Consider the following 26,977-nt stretch of genomic DNA (forward strand, 5'->3'; position numbering starts at 1 on the left):
TCGAAAAGAACGAGAAGCACGTCGAGGCGCTGTCCAAGGCCGCCAAGATCGCCGACACCATCTATCTGGCGACTGACCCGGATCGCGAAGGCGAGGCGATTTCCTGGCATATCGCCGAAATCCTCAAGGAGCGCGGCCTGCTCAAGGACAAGGCCCTGCACCGGGTCGTGTTCACCGAAATCACGCCGCGCGCGATCCGCGAGGCCGTCGACCATCCGCGCAAGATCGCCGGCCCGCTGGTCGATGCACAGCAGGCGCGACGCGCGCTCGACTACCTGGTCGGCTTCAACCTGTCACCGGTGCTGTGGAAAAAAGTGCAGCGCGGGCTGTCCGCGGGGCGCGTGCAATCACCGGCGCTGCGCATGATCTGCGAGCGCGAGGAAGAAATCGAAGCCTTCGTGCCGCGCGAATACTGGTCGATGGAAGCGGAGCTCAGCCATCCGCAGCAGGCCTTCACTGCGCGCTTGGTGAAACTCGACGGGCACAAGTTCGAACAGTTCACCGTCACCGATGGCAAGACCGCGGAAGCGGCGCGCGCGCGAGTGATCCAGGCCGCCGGCGATGCCCTGCACGTCACCGACGTCACCAGCAAGGAACGCAAGCGTCGGCCCTCGCCGCCGTTCATCACGTCCACGCTGCAGCAGGAAGCCGCGCGCAAACTTGGTTTCACCACCAGCCGCACCATGCGCGTGGCGCAGAAACTCTATGAAGGTTTTGCCCTCGGCGAAGAAGGCACGGTCGGCCTGATCAGCTACATGCGTACCGACTCCACGCATATTTCCGAAGAGGCGCTGGCGGAATTGCGCGATGTGATCGCCCGCGATTTCGGCACGCAGGCGGTGCCGGACAAACCCAACGTCTACAAGACCAAATCCAAGAATGCCCAGGAAGCGCACGAGGCGATCCGTCCGACGTCCGCCCTGCGCACACCAGCCAGCGTCGCCAAATATCTCGGCGACGACGAACGCCGTTTGTACGAACTCGTGTGGAAACGCGCGGTCGCCTCGCAGATGATCCCCGCGACGATGAACACCGTCTCGGTCGAACTCGCCGCCGGCAACCAGCATTCGTTCCGCGCCAGCGGCACCACCGTGATCGATCCCGGCTTCCTCGCCGTCTACGAGGAAGGCAAGGACAGCAAGACCAGCGAAGACGAAGACGAAGGCCGCAAGCTGCCGCCGATGAAACTCGGCCAGAACGTGCCGCTCACCAGCATCCACACCGACCAGCATTTCACCGAGCCGCCACCGCGCTTCTCGGAAGCCTCGCTGGTGAAGACGCTCGAGGAATACGGCATCGGTCGCCCGTCGACCTACGCCAGCATCATCCAGGTGCTGCTGTACCGCGAATACGTGATGCTCGACGCCAAGCGTTTCCGGCCCACCGACGTCGGCCGCGCGGTGAGCAAGTTTCTCACCGGCCACTTCATGCAATACGTCGACTACGACTTCACTGCCAAGCTCGAGGACGAGCTCGATGAAGTCTCGCGCGGCGAAAAAGACTGGATTCCGCTGCTGGAAAAATTCTGGAAGCCGTTCAAGAAAACCATCGACGAAAAAACCGAATCGGTCGACCGCGGCGAAGCCACCGGCGCGCGCCTGCTCGGCGTCGATCCGAAATCCGGCAAACCGGTGAACGTGCGCCTCGGCCGCTACGGACCATTCGCGCAGATCGGTACCGCCGAAGACGAGGAGAAGCCGACTTTCGCGTCGTTGCGCGCCGGCCAGAGCATGCACACGATCTCGCTGGAGGAAGCGCTGAAGCTGTTCGGCCTGCCGCGCAAACTCGGCCTGCATGAAGGCAAGGAAGTCAGCGTCGCGGTCGGACGCTTTGGCCCGTTCGCCAAGCTAGGCGACACCTATGCTTCGCTGGGCAAGGAGCAGGATCCGTACACGATCACTTTCGACGAAGCCGTCGAACTGATCCGCGCGCGCGCCGAGCTCGTCGCCAACCGCACGATCAAGGTGTTCGAAGGCACCAACATCCAGGTGCTCAACGGCCGCTTCGGCCCGTACATCACCGATGGCGAGAAGAACGGCAAGATCCCCAAGGACCGCGACCCCGCCTCGCTGACCCAGGCCGAATGCGAAGCCCTGCTGCTCGAAGGCAAGCCGGTGCGCAAGGGCGGCCGTTTCGGCAAGAAAGCCACGGCGAAAAAAGCTCCGGCGAAGAAAGCTGCCGCCAAGAAAGCGACACATGCGGAAGGCGCAGCGAAGAAAGCACCGGTGAAGAAAGCTGCCAAGAAAGCCGCGAAGAAGGCGACGAAAAAAACGGCGAAGAAAGCCGTGACCAAGAAAGCAGCAAAAAAGGCGCCCGCCAAGAAAACGACGAAATAATGCCCCTGTAGGAGCGATGGCAATCGCGACATCGCGCTACGTAGCGTGGAGTCGCGATTGCCATCGTTCCTACGAGGCGAAGATGAACAATCCCGCTGGCGAGGCCGCGCCCGCAGTCGCACAATGCCGACATGATCCGATATCCGCTCCTTGGCCTGGCGACAATCCTGCTGCTGATCGCGGCTGGCGCACGCGGCGGCGACGTACCGGCGGCGCTGGCGAGCAGCGAGGTCACGGTGTATCGCTGCGTCGACATCAAGGGCCGGGTGAGCCTGCAGGGCGACCCTTGTCCGAAGGGGTCGCAGCAGGTCACACGACAGATGCAGCGCCCGATCGATCCGCCGCCGCGCCCAGCAGCGAACAAGAAGACGGCGGCAGCCAAACCGGCGCCAGCGCCGATGCTGGAACCGGAGCCGCCGCCACAGCAATTTTTCCCGCCGCCGCCGATGTTCCGTTGCACCAGCTACGACGGCATCGTGCGCGACAGCGAGGTCTACGATCCGAATCCGCGCTGCGAGCCGCTGGCCCTGTACTACCCCGAGCCACAATCACTCACGCCCGCGCAGGCCGGCTCCTGTCGCTGGGTGCAGGACAGCTGCGTGCGCCTGTCCGACGACGCCGCCTGCGATCTGCTGAAGAAGAAAAAGCGCGAAGCCGCGTCCGCCGCGATGCATGCCTTCAGCGATACCGCCGCCTATCGCAAGTCCGAACTCGAGCGCTTGACCCAGATCATCGACGAAAGCTGTCCGTGACTGTGCACGCTCCCGCAAATCCGCGAAAAATCAAAACCCGTAGCGCAGGAAGCCGCCGTCCACCGCGATGCATTCGCCGGTGACATAGCTCGCCGCCGGCAGGCACAGAAACGCCACCGCCGCCGCCACTTCCTCGGGTTCGCCGACGCGACCCATCGGCGTGCGCTCGATCACTTCCTCGTAATACTCCGGCTGCGCCAACGCGTCGGACGTGCGCCGCGTGCGGATATACCAAGGCGCGACCGCATTCACGCGCACACCATCCTCGGCCCATTCGCAGGCAAGATTTTTCGTGAGCTGATGCAGTGCGGCCTTGGTCATGCCGTAAGGTGCGCCGGTGCGCACGTGGGTCAGGCCGGACACGCTGCCAACATTGACGATGCTCGACATCGCGTGCCGCGTGAGCAGCGGATAGGCGAAGCGCGACAGCTCAAACGCGGCAAAAACATTGGTCTCGAACAGCGCGCGCCATTCGCCCTCGCTGTAATCCATCGTCGCCTTGCGCTGATTGCTGCCGGCATTGTTGACCAGGATGTTGAGACCTATACCGAGGTCCTCGACCCAGTCGAAAATCTCGCGGCGCTGTTCCTCGTCGGCGACGTCGGCGGCGAAATGCCGGACTTCCCGCGAAGGAAATTCGTCGGCCAGCTCACCCGCCGTCGCGGCCAGTTGCGCCTCGTCGCGCGCGACGATCAGCAGGTCCGCGCCCAGCCCGAGCAATTCCGCGGAGATTGCGCGGCCAATGCCAGCACTGGCGCCGGTCACCAGCGCCACCTGTCCCTCAAGCCGCCAGCGGTTCGTGCTCATCGCCACCTCGTGATGTCTGTCTGCGCGATCGGTGCACGCGGCCCCGGAAAACTTCGTCGTCGCGGGCGTAGGATAGCCCGCAGCACCCACCCGAGGAATCCGATCATGCGCCTGATCATCCTGGTCCCGTTGCTCGCCCTCGCCGCCTGCAGCGCGACGCCGACACCCGCGCCCAGCGCCGATGCCGCGCCCAAGCCTGCCGAGAACACGCAGCTGCGCGACAGCATCCAGAAGCCGATCGACAAGGCCAAGAGCGCCGACGACATCCAGAAGAAAGCCGACGAGGAGCAGCGCAAGGCGATGGAGGCGGCGGGCGCCTGATTTCCCGGCGCTAGCGAGCCCGGATCGCGCAAGAAAAAACGCCAGGCTTTCGCCCGGCGTTTTTCTTTTCTATCGCGTGGTCATCGCGGACGTGTCCGCTCCCACAAGAAATTACAGGCTGCAGAAGCAGTGGGCGACGGCGCGGATCGGGCTGCCGCCCTTGCGATCGAGCCAGCTCAATTCGCTCTGCACGCGCTCGGTGGTTTCGCGGCCGAGCAGCGCCGGCACCGGGCCGAAGGTGCGCAGCAGGCCGGCGTAACGCGCATTGCGGCTCATGTCGAGAAAAATCTGGTCGATCGCCGACACCTGCGGCTCGACGTAATGCACCTCGTAGCTGTCGGGCGCGAGCTTGGCCAGTTTCGCCGCCGCGAGCTGTGCTTCGCGGACGCCGCCGAACTCGTCGACCAGGCCGCGTTCCTTGGCCTGCGCACCGCTCCAGACGCGACCGCGGGCGATCGTGTCGATCTTCTCGGGCACGCTGCCGCGCGCCTGCGCGACCTTGCCGATGAACTGCTGGTAGCCGTGATCGATCACCGACTGGATCAGGCCGCCGGCCGCGGGATCGAGCGGACGCGTTACGTCGAAGGCGCCGGCCAGCGGCGTCGTGCCGATGCCGTCGCTGTGCACGCCGATTTTCTCCAGCGCGCGCGGGGCGCTCATCCACAGGCCGAAGATGCCGATCGAGCCGGTGATCGTCGACGGGTCGGCGTAGATGCGATCGGCGTTCATCGAAATCCAGTAACCACCGGACGCTGCGACGTTGCCCATCGACACCACCACCGGCTTGCCGGCTTCCTTGGTGAGGGCGATTTCGCGGCGGATCTGCTCGGATGGGAACACGCTGCCGCCCGGCGAATTCACCCGCAGCACCAGCGCCTTGACGTTGTCGTCCTCGCGCGCCTCGCGGATCAGCTCGGAGGTGGAGTCGCCACCGACCGTGCCCGGGCTCTGCTTGCCGTCAGTGATTTCGCCCTCGGCGACGACCACCGCGACCTGCGCCTTGCCGCTGAACAGCGACGAGGCCGTGAGCTGCTGCGCGAGATACGCGTCGAGACCGATCTGGCGGAAGCTGTCGGATTCGTCGTCGTAGGCGCCGCGCTCGGCGAGCATGGTTTCCACTTCGTGCGGCGTCTTCAGCGCGTCGACCAGCTTGGCGTCGAGCGCAAGCTTGGCCAGATCGCCCTGCACGGCTTCGACGCGCGTCGGCATCGCCATGACCAGCGCGGTGAGATCCTCGACCTTGAGCTTGCGCGCACTGGCGATGTCGCCCAGATAGCGATTCCACAGATCGTTCATCCAAAACAAGTCCGCTTCGCGCGAGGCCGGCGAGGCGGCGTCGAGGATGTAGGGCTCAGCGGCAGATTTGTATTCGCCGACGCGGAACAGATGCACGTCCACGCCGAGCTTGTCCTGCAGCGCTTCGCGGTAATACAGGCGATAGCGACCCAGGCCTTCGAGCAGCACGGCGCCATCGGGGTCGAGGTAGACCTCGTTGGCCTGCGCGGCGAGGTAGTACTGCTTCTGCTCCATGCCGGCGCCGTAAGCGACGATCTGCTTGCCGCCCGCGCGGAAATCGCGCAGCGCCGCGCCGAGTTCGTGCAACGCCGCGAAGCCGGCGACGTTGAACCCGTCGGTCAGCAACACGATGCGATCGATCTTCGGATCTTTCTTGGCGGCAGCGATCGCGCTGAGCAGATCGCGCAGCTGGAACTCGCGATCGGTGTTGCCGGTCGCCTGGGCGAAAGCGCGCTGGATCGGAGCGCTGGTGTATTGCTCGACGAGGTTGCCCTTGAGGTCGAGCACGAGCGCGGTTTTTTCCTGCAAGCTGCCGGCGCCCTTGACGCCGTTGCTGGCCGAAACGCCCAGCGTGAGCGCCAGGAAGAAAAACACCAGCACGAACAACAGGCCGATGAAGAAAACCAGGTGGTTGGTGAAGCGGATGAAACGCCAGACACCGACCAGGAAATTCCAGAGCGGATTGGAACGGGACTCGGCCATCTAAACACTCCTCAAATCACAGTCCACAGGATACCCGGCCAGGTCCGCCGGGGCATGCGCCTTTGGTCACCCTGACGATGTGCCGCCGGGCTCAGCCGCGCCGTGCAATCCGCCAGAAGCGCAGACCAAGCAGCCCGGCCGCTGCACTCAGGCCAACGATCAGGCCTAGCCACAGACCCGGCGCGCGACCACCCTGGTGCAGGCCGAACCAGGCGCCCAGGCTCAGGCCGATCCCCCAGTAGGCGAGGATGGTGATGATCATCGGCACGCGCGTGTCCTTGAGGCCGCGCAGCGCGCCGGCGGACAAGGCCTGGATGCCATCCGGATACTGGAACACCGCGGCATAGAACATCAGCGTCACCGCGAGCGTCGCCACGCGCGGATCGTCGGTATAGAAACCGGTGATCCAGCGGCCGGCAAAGATCAGCAGCAAAGCCGCCGCCGTCTGCGTCACCAGCACCAGTGCGTAGCCCGCACCCGCCGCCCAGCGCACCGCCGCGCGATCATCGGCGCCGGCGGCATGGCCGACGCGCACCGTCGTCGCCATCGCCAGGCCCAACGGCAACATGAAGCACATGCTCGCCACGTTCAGCGCGATCTGATGCGCGGCAACGTCGATCGCACCGAGGCGACCGATCAACAGCGCGGTCATGACGAACAGGCTGCCCTCCATGAACACCGACACGCCCATCGGCAGGCCGAGCGCGAGCAGGTCGCGGATCGCCGGCCAGCGCGGGCGATCGAAGCGCGCGAACAATGCGAGCTCGGCAAAACGCGGCGACAGGCGCAGATAGAGGAAAAACCCCGCTGCCTGCAGCCACAGCACCAGCGCAGTCGCATAACCCAGGCCGGCTGCGCCTAGCTCCGGCACGGGTCCGAAGCCGAACATCAGCGCGTAGCCCAGCGGAATCAGCAACAGCAATCCGCCGATGCCGAACAACATCGTCGGCAGCGTCCAGGCGATGCCTTCGCTGAGATAGCGAAAACAGAAATACAACGCCAGCGCCGGCGCACCGATCGCAATCGCGTGCAGAAAGTCTGCGGCTTGTGGCCGCACTTCCGCAGCGATGCCGAAAGCATCGAGCAGCAGCGGCGATACATAGACCAGCGCGCCGAGCACGACCCCCATCGCCAGCGCCAGCCACACGGCCTGTCGCCACAACGGTCCGATTTCGTGCCGGCGGCCGCCGCCATTGAGCTGCGACACCAGCGGCGGCACCGCCATCAGCACGCCGATGCACAGCAGCAGCGCGATCGTCCACAGAGCACTGCCGACCGCGACTGCCGCCAGCGTCACCGAACCATGACGCCCCGCCAGCAACGAATCGACCAGACTCATCGCCATCGCCGCCAACTGCCCCGCGGCCAGCGGCAGCGCGAGGAAAAAGCTCACGCGCATCTCGCGCAGGCCGCGCGCGAAGAAGGTTTCGGTATGACTCATGGCTGGGGGCGTTCGAAGATTCTGTCGCTATAGTACCGGCACTCGCCCCGGAGCTCTGCCATGCCCGATATCACGACCGCAGCAGCAAGTGCAGCGCCGCCACGCGTCTGCGAAAACTGCGGGCAGCCGCTGCTCGGCGAACACTGCTATTCCTGCGGGCAGCCGACCAAGGGCCTGGTGCGCGAGTTCAGCACGATTCTTGGCGACTTCTTCGACACGCTGCTCAACATCGACGCGCGCATCATCCGCACGATCGGCCCGCTGTTCGCCCGCCCCGGCTATCTGAGCCTGCAGTATTTCGAAGGCCATCGCGTGCGTTTCGTCAGCCCGGTGCGACTGTTTGTTTTCCTGAGTGTGGCCGCGTTCGTGCTCGCGCAATGGAGCGTGCACGTACGAAGCGACGGCCAGCCCGGCGTGCATATCGGCACCGGAAACAACGGCAGCACCGGCGGCATCGAGCACGCGACCACCGTCGTCGAGGTCGAACATCTGCGTGACGAGGCCCGCGCTGCCGTCGCCCAGGCCGAGAAGAAAAACATCGATGTTCCGGCGGCGCAGATCGGACTCGACATCGCGAAAACACAGATCGACAAGGCCGCGGACCGGCGCATCGAGCAGATCAAGAGTGGCAAACCGCTGTCCGACGACAACTCGGCGGACATCACCTTCAACGACAAGCCCTGGGATGCCAAGAGCAATCCGCTGGTGATCTCCTGGCTGCCCGATGTCGGCAACGCCAAACTCAACGAACTGATCGCCCGCGCGGCGGAAAACCTCAAGCGCGGCAGCAAGGATCCGCAGTTGCTCTGGAAGGCATTCATGAGCGCGGCGCCGCAGACGCTGTTCGTGCTACTGCCCTTGTTTGCGCTGCTGCTCAAGTTGTTTTACGTGTTCAAGCGCCGGCTCTACATGGAGCATCTGATCGTCGCGTTGCACAGCCATGCCTTCCTGTGCCTGACGCTGGGCTTTCTGAGTGTGCTATCGATCGTTGGCGGCTGGCTGACGCCGCATTCGGCTTTTGCCGGCAGCGTGATCGCTTTTCTCGAGGTCGGTCTGCTGATCTGGATGCCGGTATATCTGCTGATCATGCAAAAGCGCGTGTATCGGCAAGGTTGGTCGATGACCTTGCTGAAATTTTTTGTGCTCGGCATGGCCTACTGGATCATGCTTTGCATCGGCGCCCTCGCCGCGCTGCTGATCAGTCTGGTGCTGATGTGATCGTCTACGAGGTCAACCTGTTCGTGCGCCGCGGGATCGAGGCCGAGTTCCGCGCCTGGCTCGATCAGCATGTGCGCGAAATGCTCGCTCTGCCCGGCTTCACCGGCGCCGAGGTGATGGAACGCGACGATCCGGCGGCGACAGAAGGCGAAGTCGTGCTTTGCTCGCAGTACCGCCTGCGCGATGCGGCGGCGCTGGACGACTATTTTCGCCAGCACGCCACGGCGATGCGTGCCGATGGCCTGGCGCGCTTCGGCGAGAATTTCCGCGCCGAACGGCGCGTACTGCGCACGCTGGCGAACTACTGATCCGCTACAGGCGCGATCTGCGCTGCGCGATTACTGCGCCAGGCGTTGCCGGATCAGGGCCGTGCGCGCAGCGGCGGGCGTTGCCAGCAGGTCGCGGCGCAGGCGTTCGCGCTGGGCGTTGTCCAGGCGCGCGGCCAGCGTTGCGAGATCGATGCGCGCCTGCGGTTCGAGCTCGCGTAGCAAGCTCGCCAGGCCCGGACGATCGGGCTCGGGCACGAACGCGAACAACGACACCAGCGGCGCCGTCTGCGCGCCCAGCGTCGGACCCAGCGACCAGGCGCGCTGGCTGTCGAAAGATTGCTTGGCAAAGCTGTCGCGCAGCAGTTGCTGCTGGTCGGCCGGCAGCGCAGCGAATTCCGCCGCCAACCGACGCACTTGCACACGTTCGCTCTCGTCCAGGCGCAGCCACGCTGCGAAGGGCGCACGCCGGCGCGCACGCTCCGTGGGTGGCAACGCATCCCAGGCCTGCATGCGCGCACGCAAGACCGCACGCGCTGACGGCGGACGCGCCAGCCAGTCATGGGCGTTGTCGTGCAATTTTCCGCGCGTGTCGGCATCGAGTTGCGACCAATGCTCCTGCGCGGACGCCAGCAACACCTGCTCATCCGCGGGCAGGTCGCGGAAATCGTCGCCAACCAGGACGAACCCGCTGAGCAGCAGACAAGCCGGCAACCACAGCCAGCGCTTCATGGCGCGTTCTCCACATCGCCATCGGCAGCGACCGGACTCGCGTCTGCGGCGGGCTCCGGCAGATTCGTCGTCGCCGGCGTTGCCAGCACACCCGGACTGCCGGCGCCGATCCAGCTGAGCAGGGCAAGATCGCGGATTGCCGCTTCGTCCTGCGCAGCGGCGAGCAGCGGGTAATCGGGATGGATCACCACAGCCGGATCGTCCAGCACCGGTGCCACTCCTGCGGCCACCGGCGGCAGCGCACCGCTTTGCGCGGAAGGCCGATGCGGCCAGACGAAGGTCGCGATGAACGCCAGCACCAGCGAGGCCAGCGCGCCCCAGTGCCATGCCCGCAGTCGCAGACGTGGCGCGCCTTCTGCTGGCAGTGGCGATGTGGGTGATGACGTCACGCCCTGCATCGCTCGATCGCGCAGATCCGCCAGTCGCTCGCATTGTTCGGCAGACAGCTGCCGCACGCGCTGCTGCAGATCGTCGCGCAGGCGGCGCAACGCCTCGGGATCGGGATGCGCCTGACTCCAGCTCGTCACTGCACGCGTCAACGCGAAGCGGTAGGCGGGCTCGCCGACGCCCAAGACGTCGGCGGCATGCGCGAAGTCCAAGCCGCCGACCAGACGCAGCAGCAATGCTGCGCGCGGTCCTGGCGTCAGTGCCGACAACTCGCTCGTCGTCTCCGTGGCTTCGAGAAGCGCCGGCTGCTGCGACAGCCGTGTCCAGAACAGCATCGGCCAACGCGGCAGCGCAGCACGATCCGCGTCGACGACGAATTCCCGCAAGGCCGCGGCCACTGCGCGCGTTGCCAGGGCGTCGTCGCCGCAGTGCGCCTGTGCGAATACCCAAGCACGGCGCTCGATCCCGCGCAGGAAAGCGAGCAGGGCCGGCGAACGCGACGCGGAAGGGGCAGGAGGGAGGGACGGCAGGGCTTCGGGCACCGCTCATTCTAGTCATGAGCGGGCGTGGAGCAGGCGCTTGACAGGGCGGAAATCTACGCACGATCCAAGTCTGGCGCGGCTTTGCGCGTGGAACGTTGTGCACAGCATCGAAAATGTCCGGGTCGCCAACGCGGAACAGTCACAAAGCCGGCTTTGACAACTTCGTGACGCTGACAAGTGATTGTTTTTTATGGGATATGACGGCGTGGTTAAAAAATCGCCAACCTAGAGCCGGACCCTACTTCACAGGGCGTGCGCAGACCTGTTCCGGCCCCCGTCCACAGACTTATCCACAGATCATGTGGATAAGGATCTTTCCTTTTCACCCACAAGTACTTACACCAACTTCCTGCGACTTCTGGCAGCACTGTGCCGCAAGTTAATCCACAGGCCGTCCAGAGGCCGGCAACCGCTAAACTTGCCGCATGCCTGACTCCCCCGGAATCGCCCTGCGCGTCGCCCTGCCGGTGCCGCTGCCACGCGAATTCGACTATCTGCCGCCACCGGACACCACGCCGCCCGGCTCCGATTGGATCGGCCGTCGCCTGCGCGTGCCGTTCGGCCGCGGCGAACAGGTCGGCCTGATCGTCGGCCTGGGTCCACCCGCCGCCGATGCCCCCGAGCTCAAGACCGCGCTCGCCCTGCTCGACGACGCACCGTTGCTGCACGGGGAGCTGTTCGATTCGCTGCGCTGGTTGGCGCGCTACACACAGGCGCCGCTGGGCGAGGTGATCGCCACGGCATTGCCAGGCGTACTGCGCGCCGGACAGGCGCTGCCCGAAACCTGCGCCTACGGCTGGCAGCTTACCGAAGCTGGTCGCACCACACTTACCTCGCTGCGTGCCGGCAGCAAGACCCGGCGCCTGGCCGACCGTCTCGCCAGCGCCGGCGTCAGCGAGGATCGTCTCGAGATGGATTTCGAGGATTGGCGCGCGACGGCGCGGGCGCTGCTCAAACGCGGGCTGATCGAACGCGTGCCGCTGCCATCGGCGGATCGGATCGAAGCCGATGTCGCCGCGCCCACGCTCAACGACGAACAACGCGTCGCCCTCGCCACGATCCGCGCCGGCGACGGCTTCCGCGCGCTGCTGCTCGATGGCGTCACCGGCAGCGGCAAGACCGAGGTCTACCTGCAGGCGATCCGCGACTGCCTGCAGGCCGGCAAGCAGGCGCTGGTGCTGGTGCCCGAGATCGGCCTGACGCCGCAGACGCTGCTGCGATTCCGCGCCCGCCTCGGCGTGCCCGTGCATGCGATGCATTCGGGCCTGTCCGACGGCGAGCGTGCGCGCGCCTGGACGGCGATGGCGCGTGGCGAGGCGCGCGTACTGGTCGGCACGCGCTCGGCGATTTTCACGCCGATGCCGGACGCCGGCCTGATCGTCATCGACGAGGAACACGACGGCAGCTACAAACAGCAGGACGGCATCCGCTACCACGCGCGTGATCTGGCGATCGTGCGGGCGCGGGCACTGGGCATTCCCGTGTTGCTTGGTAGCGCCACGCCGGCACTGGAATCGCTGCACAACGTGCTCGCCGGCCGCTACACCCATCTGCGCCTGCGCCTGCGCGCCGGTGGCGCCAAACCGCCGCGCGTGCGCGTGGTCGATGTGCGCAAGCGCCTGCTGACGCACGGCCTGTCGCAGGATCTGTTCGATGCCATCGCCGCCTGTCTCGCCCGCGGCGAACAGGCGCTGGTGTTCAAGAACCGCCGCGGCTACGCACCCGTGCTGATCTGCCATGACTGCGGCTGGAGCGCGAAGTGCAAACGCTGCGACACGCCGATGACGCTGCATGCCGGCGGCCGCACGTTGATCTGCCATCACTGCGGCGCGCGCGGCGCACGACCGCCGGCCTGCCCCGACTGCGCCAGCCTCGCGCTGCAACCGCAGGGCTTCGGCACCGAGCGATTGGAAGAAGCCCTGGCTGCGCGCTTTCCGGATGCGAAGCTGATCCGCGTCGATCGCGAAACCACACGCCATCGCGATGCGATCGAAAAGCACCTGGCCACGCTGGGCGACGGTCCCGGCATCCTGGTCGGCACGCAGATGCTGGCGAAAGGCCACGACCTGCCGCGGCTCACCCTGGTCGCCGTGGTCGGTATCGATGAAGGTTTGCATTCGGCCGATTTCCGCGCCGGCGAACGCCTCGCGCAACTACTGATCCAGGTCGCTGGCCGCGCTGGCCGCGCCGATCTGCCCGGCGAGGTGATCCTGCAAACCCATCACCCCGAACATCCGCTGCTGCTGACCCTGCTCGGCGGCGGTTATCCGGCCGTCGCCGCACTCGCACTCGCCGAACGCGAGGCCGCAGGTTTTCCGCCCTACGAACACCTCGTCCTGTTGCGCGCCGAAGCGCCGACCGAAGAGGCCGTGCAGACATTCCTGCGCGAAGCAAAAGCCGCGACGCGCGACGAAAAAAACTTCGCGCCGACTATCGCCGTCAACGGCCCGATGCCTGCACCGATGGCACGCCGTGCCGGCCGTGCACGTGGCCAACTACTGCTTTCGGCACCGCTGCGCCCCGCGCTGCAGGCCGCGCTGAAAGAATGGGTGCCGCGTCTCCATCAGCTCAAATCCGCGCGCAAGGTACGCTGGTCGCTGGACGTGGATCCGATCGATCTCTATTGAATGGCGCGAAAAATGCGAACAATCATGATGCCGCATACATCCTCGCAAGCGCGCGACCATCGCCTGCCATGAGTTCCGACCAATCTCCACACGTGCTCATCCTCGGCGGCGGCTTCGGCGGCCTCTGGGCAACGCGGGCGCTGGCATCGGCAGCGGTGCGCATCACCCTGGTCGATCGCAGCAACCACCATCTGTTCCAGCCACTGCTGTATCAGGTTGCGACCGCGGGTTTGTCGGCGCCGGATATCGCCGCGCCGCTGCGGCATATCCTGCGCGGCCAGGACAACGTCACCGTATTCCAGGACGAGGTGCAGACGATCGATCCGGCAGCGAAATCGGTGACGCTCGAACATGGCAAGCTCGCCTACGATTTCCTGATCGTCGCCACCGGCGCGACCCATGCGTACTTCGGCAATGACGCCTGGAGCGAACACGCCCCGGGCTTGAAGACACTGGAGGATGCCTTCGCGATCCGGAGGCGCATCCTCGCCGCATTCGAAGCCGCCGAGCGCGAGGACGATCCGGCCGCGCGTGCGGCTTGGCTCAATTTCGTGGTGATCGGCGCCGGTCCGACCGGCGTCGAACTCGCTGGCACGCTCGCGGAAATCGCCCGCCACACGTTGCCGCGGGAGTTTCGTCGCTGCGATCCGGCGAGCGCACAGATCCATCTGGTCGAAGCCGGTCCACGCGTGCTCGCGGCGATGCCGGAAAAACTTTCCCACGCCGCCCGCCGGCAACTCGAACATCTCGGCGTCACCGTGCATCTGGGCGAAGCCGTGACCGATATCGATGCGCGCGGCATCGCTCTTGGCGCAGCGCGTATCGACAGCCGCACCGTGCTCTGGGCGGCGGGCGTCGCTGCGTCACCGCTGGGGCAGCAGCTTGGCGGCGAAATCGATCGTGCGGGCCGGGTGAAAGTCGCGGCAGATCTATCGGTGCCTGCGCATCCGGAAATTTTCGTGGCCGGCGATCTCGCCAACGTTTTGCGTGCCGATGGCAGACCCGTGCCTGGCGTCGCACCGGCGGCAAAACAGATGGGCGCGCATATAGCGGCCACGATCCGCGCACAACTTGCGGGCAAGATGCGCACGCCGTTTCGTTACCGCGACTATGGAAATCTTGCGACGATCGGGCGCATGGCCGCCGTCGTCGATTTCGGCCGGCTGAAATTCTCCGGCGTGTTCGCCTGGTGGTTCTGGCTGACGGCGCACCTGTTTTTCCTGATCGGCTTCCGCAACCGCCTCGTCGTGTTCGTCGACTGGGCGTGGTCGTACTGGACGTATCAGCGCAACGCACGAATCATCGGCGGCGACGAGCGCCGGCGTTAGACCTGCTCCGGTGCCATCCCAATCGGGTCGCCCGACCATGCGAAGACGTTTCCGATCATAGCCGTGATCACCCGCACTTCCGGCGGCGATGGCAGGGCAAAAAAAAAGCCCCGATTCCGGGGCTATTTTTTTGATACTTGCGGAACGAGCTCTCAGGCTGCGAACAACGTCCGCATTTTCTTGAGGGCATTCGCCTCGATCTGGCGGACGCGTTCGGCGGAGACGCCGTATTCGTCGGCGAGTTCCTGCAAGGTCGCCTTCGGCTCGCCGAGGAAGCGGCGCTTGAGGATGTCGCGGGAACGCGCGTCGAGATCGGCCATGCCTTCGCGCAGCAGCTCGAGCTGGTTGTCTTCGTGGTTGCCGCGTTCGTAGGTCAGCGCCGGATCGTCGTTGTGGTCGATCAGGTAGGCGGCCGGCGACGGCGGCGCGTGATCGTCGTCCTGATCGGCGGGGGCGTCGAAACCAACATCACGGCCGGACAGGCGCGATTCCATTTCCAGCACTTCGCGCTCGGACACGTTCAGGTCCTTGGCGACGGCGCTGCGTTCGGCGGCGCTCATCCAACCCAAGCGCTTCTTAGACTTGCGCAGGTTGAAAAACAGCTTGCGCTGCGCCTTGGTCGTGGCGACCTTGACGATGCGCCAGTTGCGCAGGATGAATTCGTGCATCTCGGCGCGCACCCAGTGCACGGCGAAGGACACCAGACGCACGCCCTGATCGGGGTCGAAGCGCTTGACCGCCTTCATCAGACCGATGTTGCCTTCCTGGATCAGGTCGCCCATGCCCAGGCCGTAACCCTGATAACCACGCGCGACATGCACCACGAAACGCAGGTGCGACATCACCAGGTGCTTGGCGGCGTCGAGGTTGTCTTCGTCGCGGAACGCGCGCGCAAGCGCCTGTTCGTCTTCGACGGTCAGTACCGGTACTTGGTTGACGGCACTGATGTAAGCATCAAGCGAGCCGAGCGCACTCGGAATCGGCAGGCTGTTGGAGATCATCGCAGTGGTCATGGTGGCGGTCTTGTTCATGGGTTGGAGTTTAGCACTCGGTCTGTTTGAGTGCTAAGGCAAGGCCAAGTTCCCGCAGTGTTGCGTTCATGGAACGCTGACCCGGGTGACGTCGGTTCGAGACCAGCGTCACTAGCCCCTTGCCTCCTAACTGACGGCGGTCCTGGCGATTTCAAGTCCCGGGCCAGGATCGATCGACGGAGGACCGACAAAAACACCGGAAACCGCTTCAGTCTGCGGTTTTTGCCAGCCGGAAAACGTCATCGAGCAAGGCTGCGGCGGTCACTTCCGCCCCGGCCCCCGGCCCCTGGATCACCAGCGGGCCGTCACTATATCTGTCGCTCCAGATCGCCAGACGGTTGTCGCAGCCCGATCCGCTCGCCAGTGGATCCTCCGGCAGCAAGGACTCCAACCCGATCCGGGCGCGACCCTCTCGGTCGAGCCGGGCGACGAAACGCGGGCAGCGGCCAATCCGGTGCGCTTCCCGAAACCGCTCTCGCAGCGGCTCGTCCAACGCGGCCAACGCGGCATCGACCTCATCCGCAGCGGCCCGGACCAAAGCCTCAGGCAGCAACGACTCCACCGTCACCGCCTCGGCATCCAGCGAATGCCCGGCATTGCGCGCCAGGATCAGCAATTTGCGCTTCACGTCCTGGCCGGAGAGATCCAGGCGCGGGTCGGGCTCGGTGTAACCGCGTTGCCGCGCCTCGCGTACCAGCACCGAGAACGGCCGCATGCCGTCGTAGTGATTGAAGAGCCAGGCCAACGAACCCGACAGCACACCAGCCAGCCCGAGAATGCGATCGCCGCCGGCGCGCAATTCACGCAGCGAGCGCAGCAGCGGCAGACCAGCGCCGACAGTAGCGGCATCGCCGTAGCGCGAGGCATGCGCCTGGATCGCGCGATAGCGTGCGAGCTCGCCTCCGGTTCCTGCCTTGTTTGCAGTGACCACGGAAAATCCCGCCGCCAACCAGCGTGGATGCCAGGCAGCGACATCCTCGCTGGCGGTCGCGTCGACGATGATCCCGGACGCCGGCAACGCCGTACCAACTGCTTCGATCTGCTGACACTCGCCATCGTCGAGGCGGGTGCGGGCATTCGCCGGCGCCAACCCGGCACGGTCGCTGATGCAGCGACGCGAATTCGCCGCATGCACCAGCCGCAGGTTCTTCGCCGCACCGTCCGCATGCAGCCGCGATAGCCGCGCCAGAAACGCGCTGCCGACCAAACCCGTGCCGAGCAACGCCAAACTTTTGCCAGTAGTCGCCGCAGAAGGCGACTGCACATTCTCGGCAAATCGCAGCACACTCACGCGTGCGTGCCTTCAATTTTCGCCGGCGTCGCCACTTCGGCTCGCGCCAGCGCATCGATCAGATCGGCGACCAGGTCGCCGACCGCTTCGATGCCGACCGACAAGCGCAGCAGACCATCGCCGATACCGGCGGCGGCGCGCGCTTCCGCGCTCATCGCCGCATGCGTCATCGTCGCTGGATGCGCGACCAGGCTTTCGACGCCGCCCAGCGATTCGGCCAGCGTGAAGCAGCGCAGGCCATCGAGGAAAGCACGCACCGCCGGCACGCCGCCGGCGAGCTCGACGCTGAGCATCGCGCCGAAACCTTTCTGCTGCCGCGCGGCTAGCGCATGGCCCGGATGCGACGGCAGGCCCGGATAGTGCACAGCTGAAACCGCAGGGTGCGCAAACAGCAACTCGGCCAGTGCCGTCGCATTTTCCTGATGCACGCGCAGACGCGCAGCGAGCGTACGCAGGCCGCGCAGAGTCAGAAAGCTGTCGAACGGGCTGCCGGTCAGGCCCAGCGCATTCGCCCACCAGGTCAACTGCTGTTGCAGTTCGATGCCGTTGGCGATCACCGCGCCGCCCACGACATCGCTGTGGCCATTGATGTATTTCGTCGTCGAGTGCACAACCAGATCGGCGCCGAGTGCGATCGGCGTCTGCAACGCTGGCGACAGGAAGGTGTTGTCGGCCACTACCAGCGCGCCGATGCGATGCGCGGCCTCGGCGACGAAACGTATGTCGGTGATGCGCAGCAGCGGATTGGACGGCGTTTCGATCCAGACGATCTTCGGCGTCCGCGCCAGCGCCGCAGACAGCGCACGCGGGTCGGTGAGATCGACGGTGATCAACTCGAAATGGTTTTTCTTCGCCAGCGCGTTAAACAGCCGCCAGCTGCCGCCATAGCAATCATGCGGAACCAGCAGCCGATCACCCGGCTCGAGCAATGCCAACACCAGCGTGACCGCGGCCATTCCCGTCGCCGTGACCACCGCACCCGCGCCGCCTTCAAGCTCCGCCAGCGCTTCGGCCAACAGGTCGCGGGTCGGATTGCCGCTGCGCGTGTAGTCGTATTTTCGTTTGTCCTCGAAGCCGGCGAAACTGAAATTGCTCGACAACACGATCGGCGGCACCACTGCGCCGAACGCCGTATCGGTATCGATGCCTGCGCGCACCGCCACGGTTGCCGGGGAGAGAGCACTCATGCCGCACCTCCACAAAGTGCGTCAGTGAGAATCGCGGCGATGCGCGCAGGTTCGGTGAGGAAGGCGTCGTGGCCGAAGGGCGAGCTGAAACGCTCGAGCCGACATCGCGCGCCGAGTTTTCCGGCCAACGCTTCCAGGGTGTGCAGCGGCACCAGGCGGTCTTCGTCGATCGCGACGACGACGCAGGGCACGGCGATCGTTTCGGCAGCGACCGCGTGCAGGTCGATCGATTCGGACAGGCGCAGAAATGCCGTCGGCGCGGTGCGCGCGACATATCGCGTACCGCACGATTCCAGATAGTCGGCGGAGGCGCAGCGCGCCACGCCGTCGACAAGCTGCACCGGTGCGTCGAAACGCGCGGCGAATTCCTCGGGCGTGCGGTAGCTGAGCATCGCCAGCTGGCGCGCCAGCGACAACGCCTCGCGCCGGCCGCTTTCGCTGCAGCCGAGCGCGACGATACCGCGCTGCAGCGACCGCCACGCGCTCGCATATGGATGCGGACGATCCGCGCCACTGATCGCGACCAGGCGACCGAGCCGGGCACCGTGCCGCGCGGCGAACTGCAGGCCGACCATCGCGCCGTAAGAGCAACCGACGAAAGCGAACGCGCGCCGCACATCGAGATGATCGAGCACCGCGGCGACCGCATCGGCCTGGTCGGCGCTGTCGATCGCGACATCGAGACCGCCATCGCTGCCCAGCCAATCGATCGCGAGCAGACGGAAGCGCGTGCTGTCGAGCGCGCGATCGGCACCGGCCTGCGCGTCCCACCAACCCGCTTCCGGATACGCGGCGCTGGCGGCGATATGCCGATGCGCAGAGATACCACCGGCGACGATGATCACCGGCGCATCGGCGGGGCCCTGCCATTCGTAGGCGATGCGCAGCTCGCGCAGACCGGCATGACGCAAGGTCAGGCGCTGCAGCAAAACGCCGCGGCCCGCGTCGGTCGCCGCTGTCTCGCAAGGTGCGTAACAGCTCGCCGGCGCGGCGAAGGCTTGGGTATCGGTGAGGCTCATGGCGGACTCCGCAGGATCAGGCGTGGGCCCATCGAACTTCTGCGGAATGCCGGAGAAACAGAATCGCCACGACGGACGCACGGTCCGAGGCCTGCGATCCATCTTCCGGCGGACTGACGTCCCCGTAGGAGTTGGCACCGTGCCACGGACTTGCGTCCCTGGTGGTTGCCCCGGCGTCATCGGGCCTATCCCTCTGCCGGTCTTGATGGATTTCAGGGGCGACTGTAATGGCCGCCAGCCAACGTGTCAACACTTTCATCGCGATGAAGGGATATTTATGCGAATCGGGCATATGCGCATAACGAACCGTCCTTTCCTGGGACGACGAGGCCGGCCGAGGATGAAGTCCCATTCCTGCCGCCACCGCCATGACCGCCGCCGTCACCACCCCGATCATCACGCCATTTCCGGAAGAGCGCAGCGCCCTGCTCGCCCGCCTCACCGAAGGCCTGGACGCGCCCGCGCTGCATTGGCTCTCGGGCTACGCCGCTGGCCTGGCGACGCAGGCGAATCGCAGTACACGACCACTGCAATCGGTGCCGATCAGCGAAGCAACGACGGACGAACGACTTACCATCATCTTCGGCAGTCAGACCGGCAATGCCCGCCGCGAAGCCGAACGCCTCGCGCAGGACGCCGAAGCCGGCGGTCTGTCGGTGCGCTTGTTGCGCGCCGATGCCTATCCGCTACGCGAACTCGCCAACGAGCGCTTTCTATATGTCGTGATCAGCACGCAGGGCGATGGCGACCCGCCCGACGATGCGCTCGCCTTCGTCGAATTTCTCAGCGGCCGGCGCGCGCCGGCGCTGAAGGAATTGCGCTACGCCGTGCTTGGCCTCGGCGATTCGAGCTATCCGCAATTCAATGCGATCGCGCGCAGGCTCGACGCGCGTCTGACCGAGCTCGGCGCACAGCGCCTGCTTGCACTCGGCGAAGCCGACGTCGATGTCGAAAGCGTCGCCGCTCCCTGGCGCCAGCAGGCGTTGACGCAGGCGCGCGAAACGCTGAAGACGACGAATGCGGGCGCAACCGTCACGGCGCTGCGCCCGGCCGCGGCGGCAACAGTCTGGACGCGCGAACAACCTTTCACCGCCGAACTGCTCGCCAACCAGCGCATCACCGCCCGCGACAGCGAGCAGGACGTGCGTCACCTGGAGTTCTCGCTCGCCGACGCCGGCCTGCATTACGAACCCGGTGATGCACTTGGCGTGTGGCCGCGCAATGACCCGGCGTTGATCGATTCGGTACTCGCCACGCTATCGCTCGATGGCGAAAGCGCGATCCGCCATGGCGACGAAACACTGCCGCTGCGCGAATGGCTGCGCAGCCGTCGCGAACTCACGCGCCTGAGCAGGCCCTTCCTCGCCAGCCACGCGGCGATTGCCGGCGATGCCGCGCTCAATCGCCTGCTCGCTCCGGAAAACAAACTCGCGCTGTCGCAGCTGCTGTCGACGCAGCAGTTGCCGGATCTTCTCGCCAGTCATCCCGCCGCTTGGAGTGGCGAGGAGCTCGTCGCCGCGTTGCGTCCACTCACGCCGCGCCTGTACTCGATCGCATCGAGTCGCAAGGTGGTCGGGGACGAAGCGCATCTCGCGGTCGCCGTCGTCGACTACCTGCAAGGCAACGCGCGCCGTCGCGGCAGCGCCTCGGGCTTCCTCGCCGACAGTGAAGCAGGTGCACGCGCGTCGGTGTTCATCGAGCGCAACGAACGCTTCCGCATTCCCATCGACAGCAGCCGCGACATCCTGATGATCGGCCCCGGCACTGGTGTCGCACCGTTCCGCGGCTTCGTGCAGGAGCGCGTCGCGACCGGTGCCAGCGGTCGCAACTGGTTGCTGTTCGGCGCCCGCCATGCACGTTCGCAATTTCTCTACCAGCTCGAATGGCAGGAGGCGCTGAAGAACGGCAGCCTGCACCGGCTCGACCTCGCCTTTTCGCGCGACCAGTCCGAACGCATCCACGTGCAGCAACGCTTGCGCGAAAACGGTCGCGCGGTCCACGACTGGATCGTCAACGGCGCGCATCTCTACGTCTGCGGCGCGATCGCCATGGGCAAGGACGTGCACGCGACGCTGGTGGAAATCGTTGCCGAACATGGCGCGCTGTCGCCGGAAGACGCGGCGGATTTTCTCGCGCAGCTGCAGAAAGACGGGCGTTACGCCCGCGACGTGTATTGATGCGCGTCAACAAATCCTTCCTACCCCGAAAAGTAACTTCCGTCATCCCCGCGCAGGCGGGGATCCAGTGTCTTTTTCTGCATACAGAAACAATGCCGGGCATTCGAGGCTCGACTCTCTGTTGACCGACCACCAAAAGACGCTGGGCCCCCGCCTTCGCGGGGACGACGAACAAGAAAATCCGGGACATCCGAAAAAATGACCGCCACCCTATCCCCCATCGAAACCCTCAAGGCCAACAGCCGCGGCCTGCGCGGCACATTGGTCGACAGCCTCGCCGATCCGGTCACCGGTGCGCTGCGCGAAGGCGACGCGCAGCTTTTGAAATTCCACGGCAGCTACCAGCAGGACGACCGCGATCTGCGCGATGAGCGCCGCCGCCAGAAACTCGAACCCGCCTACAGCTTCATGATCCGCACGCGCCTGCCCGGCGGCGTCGCCACGCCGGCGCAATGGCTGGCTCTCGATGCGATCGCGCGTCGCTACGGCAACCGGTCGCTGCGTTTGACTACGCGCCAAGCTTTCCAGGTGCACGGCATCATCAAGCGCGATCTCAAGTCGACCATTGCCGCGATCAACCAGAGCCTGGTCGACACCGTCGCCGCCTGCGGCGACGTCAACCGCAATGTCATGACCAGCGCCAATCCGGTCGCGTCGCGCGCGCACGCCGCCGTACATGCGATCGCGGTCGCACTGTCCGAACACCTGCTACCGCAGTCGCGCGCCTATCACGAGATCTGGCTGGACCAGCAGCAGATCGTCGGCGCCGACGAATCCGAACCGGTGTACGGGCCGACGTATCTGCCGCGCAAGTTCAAGATCGGCATCGCGGTGCCGCCGGTCAACGATGTCGATGTCTTCAGCCAGGACCTCGGCTTCATCGCGATTCTCGATGACGACAAATTGCTCGGCTTCAACGTCGTTGTCGGCGGCGGCATGGGCAGCACGCATGGCGACGCCCGCACCTACCCGCGCCTCGGCGACCTACTCGGCTTCGTCGCACCCGAACAAGTGCTCGCGGTCGCCGAAGCCGTGCTGACCACGCAGCGCGATTTCGGCAATCGCAGCGACCGCAAGCTGTCGCGGCTCAAGTACACGATCGACAAGCACGGTTTGCCTTGGTTTCGCGACGAGGTCGAGCGTCGTTTCGGTGCCGCGCTCGCACTTTCGCGTGAATTCCGTTTCGAACACAGCGGCGATCGCTTCGGCTGGATCGAGGGCTTCGACGGTCGCTGGCACCTGACCCTGCGCATCGAAAGCGGCCGCGTGAAGGATGCCGCGCTCGATGGCCTGCGCGACATCGCGGCGCTGCATGGCGGCGACTTCCGCCTGACACCGAACCAGAACCTGATCATCGCCAACGTCGGCGGTGACGATCGCGCGCGTATCGATGCGCTCGTCGCCAGTCACGGACTCGACGGTTACCAGCGTGGCAGCGCATTGCGCCGCTTCGCCCTCGCCTGCGTCGCGCTGCCGACCTGCACGCTGGCAATGGCGGAAGCCGAACGCTACCTGCCCGATTTTCTTTCGCGTCTCGAACCCCTGCTGGAAAAATATTCGCTGAGCGACGCGCCGATCCTGTTGCGCCTGTCCGGCTGCCCGAATGGTTGCTCGCGTCCGCATCTGGGCGAGATCGCCTTGATCGGCAAAGGGCCGGGCCGCTACAACCTGCATCTGGGCGCGGATTTCGAAGGCCGCCGGCTCAATCGCCTGTATCGCGAAAACCTCGACGAGGCTGGCATTGTCGCCGCGCTTGAGCCGCTGCTCGCGCGCTACGCCGGCGAGCGCGACGCGCAGGAACGCTTCGGCGACTTTCTGTTGCGTCAGCGCCTTTTGCCCACGCCGATCGTCATCACCACGGAGCTGTTGTCATGACCTTGCCCGATCCCGTCGCTGCCGCGGAAGACGGCCGCGCGCTGGCCGATCTCAACAACTGGCTGGCCGGACGCAGCGCCGAGCAGCGCGTCGAATGGGCACTCGCCGCGCTGTCCGGCGGCCACGCGCTGTCGTCGAGTTTCGGCGCGCAGGCAGCGGTGTCGCTGCATCTGCTCACCGCGCAGAAGCCGGATATCCCGGTGATCCTGATCGATACCGGCTACATGTTCGAAGAGACCTATCGCTTCGTCGACGAGATGAGCGAGCGCCTGTCGCTGAACCTGCAGGTGTATCGCCCACGCATCAGTCGCGCCTGGATGGAAGCGCGTTACGGCCAGCTCTGGGAGCAAGGCGTCGAAGGCATCACCCGTTACAACCAGTTGCGCAAAGTCGAGCCGATGCAGCGCGCGCTGAAGGAACTCGGCATTCGCACCTGGTTCGCCGGCCTGCGTCGCAAGCAATCGGAAAGCCGCGCCAGCACCGACTTCCTCGAACTGCGCGATGGCCGCTGGAAACTGCATCCGCTCGCCGATTGGAGCGATCGCGATGTCTGGAATTACCTGCAAAAGCACGACCTGCCCTACAACCCGCTATGGCACGAAGGCTACGTCTCGATCGGCGACACCCACAGCACGCGGCGCTGGCAGCCGGGCATGCGCGAAGAAGACACGCGCTTCGCCGGCCTGTTGCGCGAGTGCGGCATCCACACCTGATCGATTCCTCCACCTGCGTGGCGTGCGCGCGGCACCTGCCGCGCGGATCAACCCGCCACGCTCTCCGGAAACCGCCAACGCGGCCAATGCGCGGGCGTCAAACTCAACGGCTCGCCGTCCTCGATCGCGCGACGCAGATCGCGCGCGTCCAACTGCGGTAGCAAGGTGGTGATCAGCGCCTGCGTGTAATCGCGCAGCACGCGGTCGCGACGCAGCAGCAACCAGGTCGTGCAGGTCGGCAACAGCCCTTCGGCGGGCAACAAGATCAGGTCGACATCGTCGGGCGTGATCGCCATCTCGGCGAGGATGCCGACGCCGAAACCGGCGCGCACATACGTCTTGATCAGATCTGCATCGCGCGCGGTGACCGCAAGACTGGGCTCCAAACCGTTGGCGACGAACGCACGGCGCAGCGATGACTCCGGCTCTCGACTCGACTCGTAGCTGACCAGCGGATGCTGCGCGAGATCGGCGAGCGTAAGCCGGCGTCCGAGCGTTGCCAGCGCATGTCCGCGCGGCACCAGCACGACGCGCTCCCAGCGATAGATCGGCAGCGCGAGATCGGCGGCGGGTGCGGCGCCAGCGCTGCTGACGATGGCGATTTCGGCTTCGCCGCGTGCCAGCCGCGCCAGCGATTCGCTGTCGCCGCCGGGCGTGAGGTGCACGGCGACCTGCGGAAAGTTCCGGTTCAGAGCCGCCAGCGCGATCGGCAGCGCGTAGCGCGCCTGCGTATGCGTGGTGGCGATATGCAATTCGCCCTGCGTGTCGCGGCGCAGGTTGGCGGCGAGCGCGCGGATATTGGTGGCTTCGGCAAGCAGGTTGCGCGCGTGCACGATCACTTGTTCGCCGGCGGGCGTGATCGCCTCGAGGCTGCGCGCGCGGCGCGTGAACAGGATGAAGCCGAGCTCGTCTTCGAGTTGCTTGAGCTGCTTGGACAGACCGGGCTGGGTCGCGTGGACCTTGGCGGCGGCGAGCGTGATGTTGAGGCCGGAATCGGCGATGGCGACGAGATAGCGGAGCTGGGTCAGGGTCATGTCGGGATCGATCTGGAAGGCGGCGGTTCGGGTCGGCGGGCGGCGGCGCGGGCGGACATCCGACAGGCAGTGTGATTCATATATCGCTCCATCTTTATAAAGGGATATTTCAATCCTAGCCGGCGATCCAGCCCCTGTCCAGACGGGAAGCGGCATATGCCGGCCGGGCATGTCGGCAGAGCCGACGGTCATTTCCGCCGCGATTCGACGCCCGGTAGTTTCGAGGCCTGTTCGCAGGAATCCCCTCATGACCACGCCGCTGTTTCCGCTGTTCGCCGACCTGCAAAACCGTGCCGTGCTCGTGGTCGGTGGCGGCGCGGTGGCCGCACGCAAGATCGCTGCCCTGTTGGCGGCCGGCGCGCGGGTGCGCGTCGGAGCGCCGCGGCTTGAACCCGGCCTGCAAGCGCTGGCTGAAGCCGGCGCGATCGAACATCTGCGCGGCGAATTCATTCCGGCCTGGCTCGACGATGTCTGGCTCGCCGTCGCCGCGACGGACGATCGCGAAGTCAATCGCGCGGTCGTTGCGGCAGGCAGCGCGCGACGATTGCTGGTCAATGTCGTCGACGATGCCGAGCTGTCGAGTTTCCAGTTGCCGTCGGTGATCGAGCGCGGCGCGTTGCAGATCGCGATTTCCACGCGCGGCGCGGCGCCGATGCTCGCGCGGCATCTGCGCGAGACGCTGGAAGCGCAGTTCGACGAATCACTGGGCGCGTTGACGGCATTGCTGGGCAAGCATCGCCGCAGGATCCGTGCCGGACTTCCGGATCTGGTTGCGCGTCGGCGCTGGTTCGAACGTCTGCTCGCCGGCGCAGTACCGCGCCTGTTGCGGCAGAGGCAGCCACTGAAAGCAGAACGCGCGCTGCTGACCGCGCTGCGTGGAAACCGCGAGGCAAGATCCGTTGGTTCGGTCGCGCTGGTCGGCGCCGGCCCCGGCGATGCCGGACTGCTGACCTTGCGCGCACTGCGTCTGCTCAACGAAGCCGACGTGATCCTGCACGATCGCCTGGTCAGCGCCGAGGTTCTCGCGCTCGCCCGCCGCGATGCCGAGCGCATCGAAGTCGGCAAGCAGGCCGGCAATCATCACATCACGCAGGACGGCATCCACGCGCTGATGCTCGAGCATGCGCAAGCCGGGCGGCGTGTGGTGCGACTCAAGGGCGGCGATCCGTTCGTGTTCGGTCGCGGCGGTGAAGAACTGGAGGTGTTGCGCGCGCACGGCATCGCCTATGAAGTTGTCCCCGGCATCACCGCCGCGCTCGCCTGCGCCGCCTACGCCGGCATTCCGCTGACGCATCGCGAACACGCGCAATCGCTGCGCCTGGTCACCGCGCACTGCCGCGATTCCGAGGATCGCCTGGATTGGACCGGCCTCGCCGCGGACCGGCAGACGCTCGCGATCTACATGGGCGTCGCTGGATTGCCGCATCTACAGGCGCAACTGCTCGCTCATGGCCGCAGCGCGACAACGCCGTTCGCCTTGATCGAGAACGGCTCGCGACCGGAGCAGCGCGTGATCACCGGCACGCTCGCGGAGCTGAGCGAACGCGCACGCACTCACGACGTCGTATCGCCGGCCCTGCTGATTGTCGGCGAGGTGGCTGCACTCGCGGAAAGTCTGCATTGGTTCGGCGCGGCGCCTGTCACTGCGACCGTTGCCTCCGAAGCAACCCTTTCCGCCGCATTGCGCACGGCGGCGTGAGGACTGACATGCGTGAACGAAACGAAGATGCATCGCTCGCCGACGCTGCCAGCGACGACGTCAAAACGGCCGCCACGAAACCGGCATTGAAAGGCTGGCGTGATCCGAAGCGACGACGGGGGTTTTCTTTGGGTGATCCGCGCAAGCCCACCAAAGACACTGGACCCCCGCCTTCGCGGGGGTGACGAACAAAAAT

At 65.8% G+C, this 26,977-nt stretch carries 21 protein-coding genes and 1 riboswitch; of the genes, 11 read left to right on the plus strand and 10 right to left on the minus strand.

Features of this window, described 5'->3' with window-relative positions; genetic code table 11:
- Together VKM35_RS03350 and VKM35_RS03355 are read left to right on the plus strand one after the other, a co-directional pair.
- Nucleotides 1-2,336, plus strand: a 2,336-nt coding sequence (locus tag VKM35_RS03350; RefSeq protein WP_324318345.1) for a DNA topoisomerase I, incomplete at its 5' end; no start/stop codon positions are given.
- Nucleotides 2,337-2,467: 131 nt separating this feature from the next.
- Nucleotides 2,468-3,088, plus strand: a complete 621-nt coding sequence (locus tag VKM35_RS03355) for a DUF4124 domain-containing protein (RefSeq protein WP_324318347.1) — start codon at nt 2,468-2,470, stop codon at nt 3,086-3,088.
- A gap of 30 nt (nt 3,089-3,118) precedes the next feature.
- On the opposite strand, the gene VKM35_RS03360 is transcribed toward VKM35_RS03355, so the two are convergent.
- Nucleotides 3,119-3,895 carry an SDR family oxidoreductase gene (locus VKM35_RS03360; protein WP_324318349.1) on the minus strand — a complete coding sequence of 259 codons (777 nt, stop codon included), beginning with the start codon at nt 3,893-3,895 and terminating at the stop codon, nt 3,119-3,121.
- Nucleotides 3,896-4,000: 105 nt separating this feature from the next.
- Here VKM35_RS03360 and VKM35_RS03365 point away from each other — a divergent pair, with 105 nt between their 5' ends.
- Nucleotides 4,001-4,216: a hypothetical protein gene (locus VKM35_RS03365; RefSeq protein WP_324318351.1), complete on the plus strand. Its 216-nt coding sequence runs from the start codon at nt 4,001-4,003 to the stop codon at nt 4,214-4,216.
- Between the two features lie 111 nt (nt 4,217-4,327).
- On the opposite strand, the gene sppA is transcribed toward VKM35_RS03365, so the two are convergent.
- Together sppA and VKM35_RS03375 are read right to left on the minus strand one after the other, a co-directional pair.
- Nucleotides 4,328-6,214: a signal peptide peptidase SppA gene (sppA, locus tag VKM35_RS03370; protein ID WP_324318353.1), complete on the minus strand. Its 1,887-nt coding sequence runs from the start codon at nt 6,212-6,214 to the stop codon at nt 4,328-4,330.
- Between the two features lie 91 nt (nt 6,215-6,305).
- Nucleotides 6,306-7,655, minus strand: coding sequence for an MATE family efflux transporter (locus tag VKM35_RS03375; RefSeq protein WP_324318355.1), 1,350 nt, complete (start codon nt 7,653-7,655; stop codon nt 6,306-6,308).
- 60 nt (nt 7,656-7,715) lie between these two features.
- Between VKM35_RS03375 and VKM35_RS03380 the strand changes: the two genes are divergently transcribed.
- Both VKM35_RS03380 and VKM35_RS03385 read left to right on the plus strand, forming a co-directional pair.
- The gene (locus tag VKM35_RS03380; protein WP_324318357.1) at nt 7,716-8,873 is read left to right on the plus strand and encodes a DUF3667 domain-containing protein; all 1,158 of its coding nucleotides are present in this window, start codon (nt 7,716-7,718) and stop codon (nt 8,871-8,873) included.
- On the plus strand, nt 8,870-9,181 hold the full coding sequence (locus VKM35_RS03385) for a DUF4286 family protein (protein WP_324318359.1): 312 nt from the start codon (nt 8,870-8,872) through the stop codon (nt 9,179-9,181). Before VKM35_RS03380 ends, VKM35_RS03385 begins: the two co-directional genes overlap by 4 nt.
- A 30-nt stretch (nt 9,182-9,211) precedes the next feature.
- On the opposite strand, the gene VKM35_RS03390 is transcribed toward VKM35_RS03385, so the two are convergent.
- Nucleotides 9,212-9,871, minus strand: a complete 660-nt coding sequence (locus VKM35_RS03390) for a DUF3106 domain-containing protein (protein WP_324318361.1) — start codon at nt 9,869-9,871, stop codon at nt 9,212-9,214.
- The gene (locus VKM35_RS03395; protein ID WP_324318363.1) at nt 9,868-10,800 is read right to left on the minus strand and encodes a hypothetical protein; all 933 of its coding nucleotides are present in this window, start codon (nt 10,798-10,800) and stop codon (nt 9,868-9,870) included. The genes VKM35_RS03390 and VKM35_RS03395 overlap by 4 nt, the downstream gene beginning before the upstream one ends.
- Nucleotides 10,801-11,225: 425 nt before the next feature.
- Here VKM35_RS03395 and VKM35_RS03400 point away from each other — a divergent pair, with 425 nt between their 5' ends.
- Nucleotides 11,226-13,427, plus strand: coding sequence for a primosomal protein N' (locus VKM35_RS03400; RefSeq protein ID WP_324318365.1), 2,202 nt, complete (start codon nt 11,226-11,228; stop codon nt 13,425-13,427).
- 68 nt (nt 13,428-13,495) lie between these two features.
- The gene (locus tag VKM35_RS03405; RefSeq protein WP_324318367.1) at nt 13,496-14,755 is read left to right on the plus strand and encodes an NAD(P)/FAD-dependent oxidoreductase; all 1,260 of its coding nucleotides are present in this window, start codon (nt 13,496-13,498) and stop codon (nt 14,753-14,755) included.
- Between the two features lie 152 nt (nt 14,756-14,907).
- Here VKM35_RS03405 and rpoH read toward each other — a convergent pair whose 3' ends face one another.
- The 4 genes from rpoH to metX all read right to left on the minus strand — a co-directional run bounded on the left by rpoH (nt 14,908) and on the right by metX (nt 19,283).
- The gene (gene rpoH, locus VKM35_RS03410) at nt 14,908-15,768 is read right to left on the minus strand and encodes an RNA polymerase sigma factor RpoH (protein ID WP_414636545.1); all 861 of its coding nucleotides are present in this window, start codon (nt 15,766-15,768) and stop codon (nt 14,908-14,910) included.
- 226 nt (nt 15,769-15,994) lie between these two features.
- Nucleotides 15,995-17,071 carry a homoserine dehydrogenase gene (locus tag VKM35_RS03415; RefSeq protein ID WP_324318499.1) on the minus strand — a complete coding sequence of 359 codons (1,077 nt, stop codon included), beginning with the start codon at nt 17,069-17,071 and terminating at the stop codon, nt 15,995-15,997.
- Between the two features lie 2 nt (nt 17,072-17,073).
- Nucleotides 17,074-18,264: a cystathionine gamma-synthase gene (gene metB / locus VKM35_RS03420; RefSeq protein ID WP_324318370.1), complete on the minus strand. Its 1,191-nt coding sequence runs from the start codon at nt 18,262-18,264 to the stop codon at nt 17,074-17,076.
- Nucleotides 18,261-19,283 (minus strand): homoserine O-succinyltransferase MetX, encoded by a 1,023-nt coding sequence (gene metX, locus VKM35_RS03425; protein WP_324318372.1) that lies wholly within the window; start codon nt 19,281-19,283, stop codon nt 18,261-18,263. Before metX ends, metB begins: the two co-directional genes overlap by 4 nt.
- Nucleotides 19,284-19,378: 95 nt before the next feature.
- A riboswitch (SAM riboswitch) is annotated at nt 19,379-19,495 on the minus strand.
- Nucleotides 19,496-19,651: 156 nt separating this feature from the next.
- On the opposite strand from metX, the gene VKM35_RS03430 reads away from it, so the two are divergent.
- From VKM35_RS03430 to VKM35_RS03440, 3 genes are all read left to right on the plus strand, one after another.
- Nucleotides 19,652-21,460 carry an assimilatory sulfite reductase (NADPH) flavoprotein subunit gene (locus VKM35_RS03430; RefSeq protein ID WP_324318374.1) on the plus strand — a complete coding sequence of 603 codons (1,809 nt, stop codon included), beginning with the start codon at nt 19,652-19,654 and terminating at the stop codon, nt 21,458-21,460.
- A gap of 198 nt (nt 21,461-21,658) precedes the next feature.
- A complete protein-coding gene (cysI, locus tag VKM35_RS03435) occupies nt 21,659-23,335 on the plus strand; it encodes an assimilatory sulfite reductase (NADPH) hemoprotein subunit (protein WP_324318376.1) in 1,677 nt (558 codons plus the stop codon).
- The gene (locus VKM35_RS03440) at nt 23,332-24,048 is read left to right on the plus strand and encodes a phosphoadenylyl-sulfate reductase (protein ID WP_324318378.1); all 717 of its coding nucleotides are present in this window, start codon (nt 23,332-23,334) and stop codon (nt 24,046-24,048) included. Before cysI ends, VKM35_RS03440 begins: the two co-directional genes overlap by 4 nt.
- Before the next feature lie 47 nt (nt 24,049-24,095).
- Here the strand turns inward: VKM35_RS03440 and VKM35_RS03445 are convergent, their stop codons facing one another.
- Complete coding sequence (locus VKM35_RS03445; protein WP_324318380.1) at nt 24,096-25,082, minus strand: LysR substrate-binding domain-containing protein; 987 nt, start codon at nt 25,080-25,082, stop codon at nt 24,096-24,098.
- A 247-nt stretch (nt 25,083-25,329) separates the two neighbouring features.
- On the opposite strand from VKM35_RS03445, the gene cysG reads away from it, so the two are divergent.
- Entirely contained in the window at nt 25,330-26,781 is a 1,452-nt protein-coding gene (cysG, locus tag VKM35_RS03450) for a siroheme synthase CysG (RefSeq protein WP_324318382.1), read from the plus strand.
- The last annotated feature ends 196 nt before the right edge of the window (nt 26,782-26,977 follow it).

Source organism: Arenimonas sp. (assembly GCF_035312645.1).
Classification (GTDB): Bacteria; Pseudomonadota; Gammaproteobacteria; order Xanthomonadales; family Xanthomonadaceae; genus Arenimonas.

Bases quoted from the DNA above. Each gene is read 5' to 3' on its own strand.
- VKM35_RS03355 (WP_324318347.1), top strand. From the start codon at position 2,468: ATGATCCGATATCCGCTCCTTGGCCTGGCGACAATCCTGCTGCTGATC.
- VKM35_RS03360 (WP_324318349.1), bottom strand. From the start codon at position 3,895: ATGAGCACGAACCGCTGGCGGCTTGAGGGACAGGTGGCGCTGGTGACC.
- VKM35_RS03365 (WP_324318351.1), top strand. From the start codon at position 4,001: ATGCGCCTGATCATCCTGGTCCCGTTGCTCGCCCTCGCCGCCTGCAGC.
- sppA (WP_324318353.1), bottom strand. From the start codon at position 6,214: ATGGCCGAGTCCCGTTCCAATCCGCTCTGGAATTTCCTGGTCGGTGTC.
- VKM35_RS03375 (WP_324318355.1), bottom strand. From the start codon at position 7,655: ATGAGTCATACCGAAACCTTCTTCGCGCGCGGCCTGCGCGAGATGCGC.
- VKM35_RS03380 (WP_324318357.1), top strand. From the start codon at position 7,716: ATGCCCGATATCACGACCGCAGCAGCAAGTGCAGCGCCGCCACGCGTC.
- VKM35_RS03390 (WP_324318361.1), bottom strand. From the start codon at position 9,871: ATGAAGCGCTGGCTGTGGTTGCCGGCTTGTCTGCTGCTCAGCGGGTTC.
- VKM35_RS03400 (WP_324318365.1), top strand. From the start codon at position 11,226: ATGCCTGACTCCCCCGGAATCGCCCTGCGCGTCGCCCTGCCGGTGCCG.
- VKM35_RS03405 (WP_324318367.1), top strand. From the start codon at position 13,496: ATGAGTTCCGACCAATCTCCACACGTGCTCATCCTCGGCGGCGGCTTC.
- rpoH (WP_414636545.1), bottom strand. From the start codon at position 15,768: ATGACCACTGCGATGATCTCCAACAGCCTGCCGATTCCGAGTGCGCTC.
- metB (WP_324318370.1), bottom strand. From the start codon at position 18,264: ATGAGTGCTCTCTCCCCGGCAACCGTGGCGGTGCGCGCAGGCATCGAT.
- metX (WP_324318372.1), bottom strand. From the start codon at position 19,283: ATGAGCCTCACCGATACCCAAGCCTTCGCCGCGCCGGCGAGCTGTTAC.
- VKM35_RS03430 (WP_324318374.1), top strand. From the start codon at position 19,652: ATGACCGCCGCCGTCACCACCCCGATCATCACGCCATTTCCGGAAGAG.
- cysI (WP_324318376.1), top strand. From the start codon at position 21,659: ATGACCGCCACCCTATCCCCCATCGAAACCCTCAAGGCCAACAGCCGC.
- VKM35_RS03440 (WP_324318378.1), top strand. From the start codon at position 23,332: ATGACCTTGCCCGATCCCGTCGCTGCCGCGGAAGACGGCCGCGCGCTG.
- VKM35_RS03445 (WP_324318380.1), bottom strand. From the start codon at position 25,082: ATGACCCTGACCCAGCTCCGCTATCTCGTCGCCATCGCCGATTCCGGC.
- cysG (WP_324318382.1), top strand. From the start codon at position 25,330: ATGACCACGCCGCTGTTTCCGCTGTTCGCCGACCTGCAAAACCGTGCC.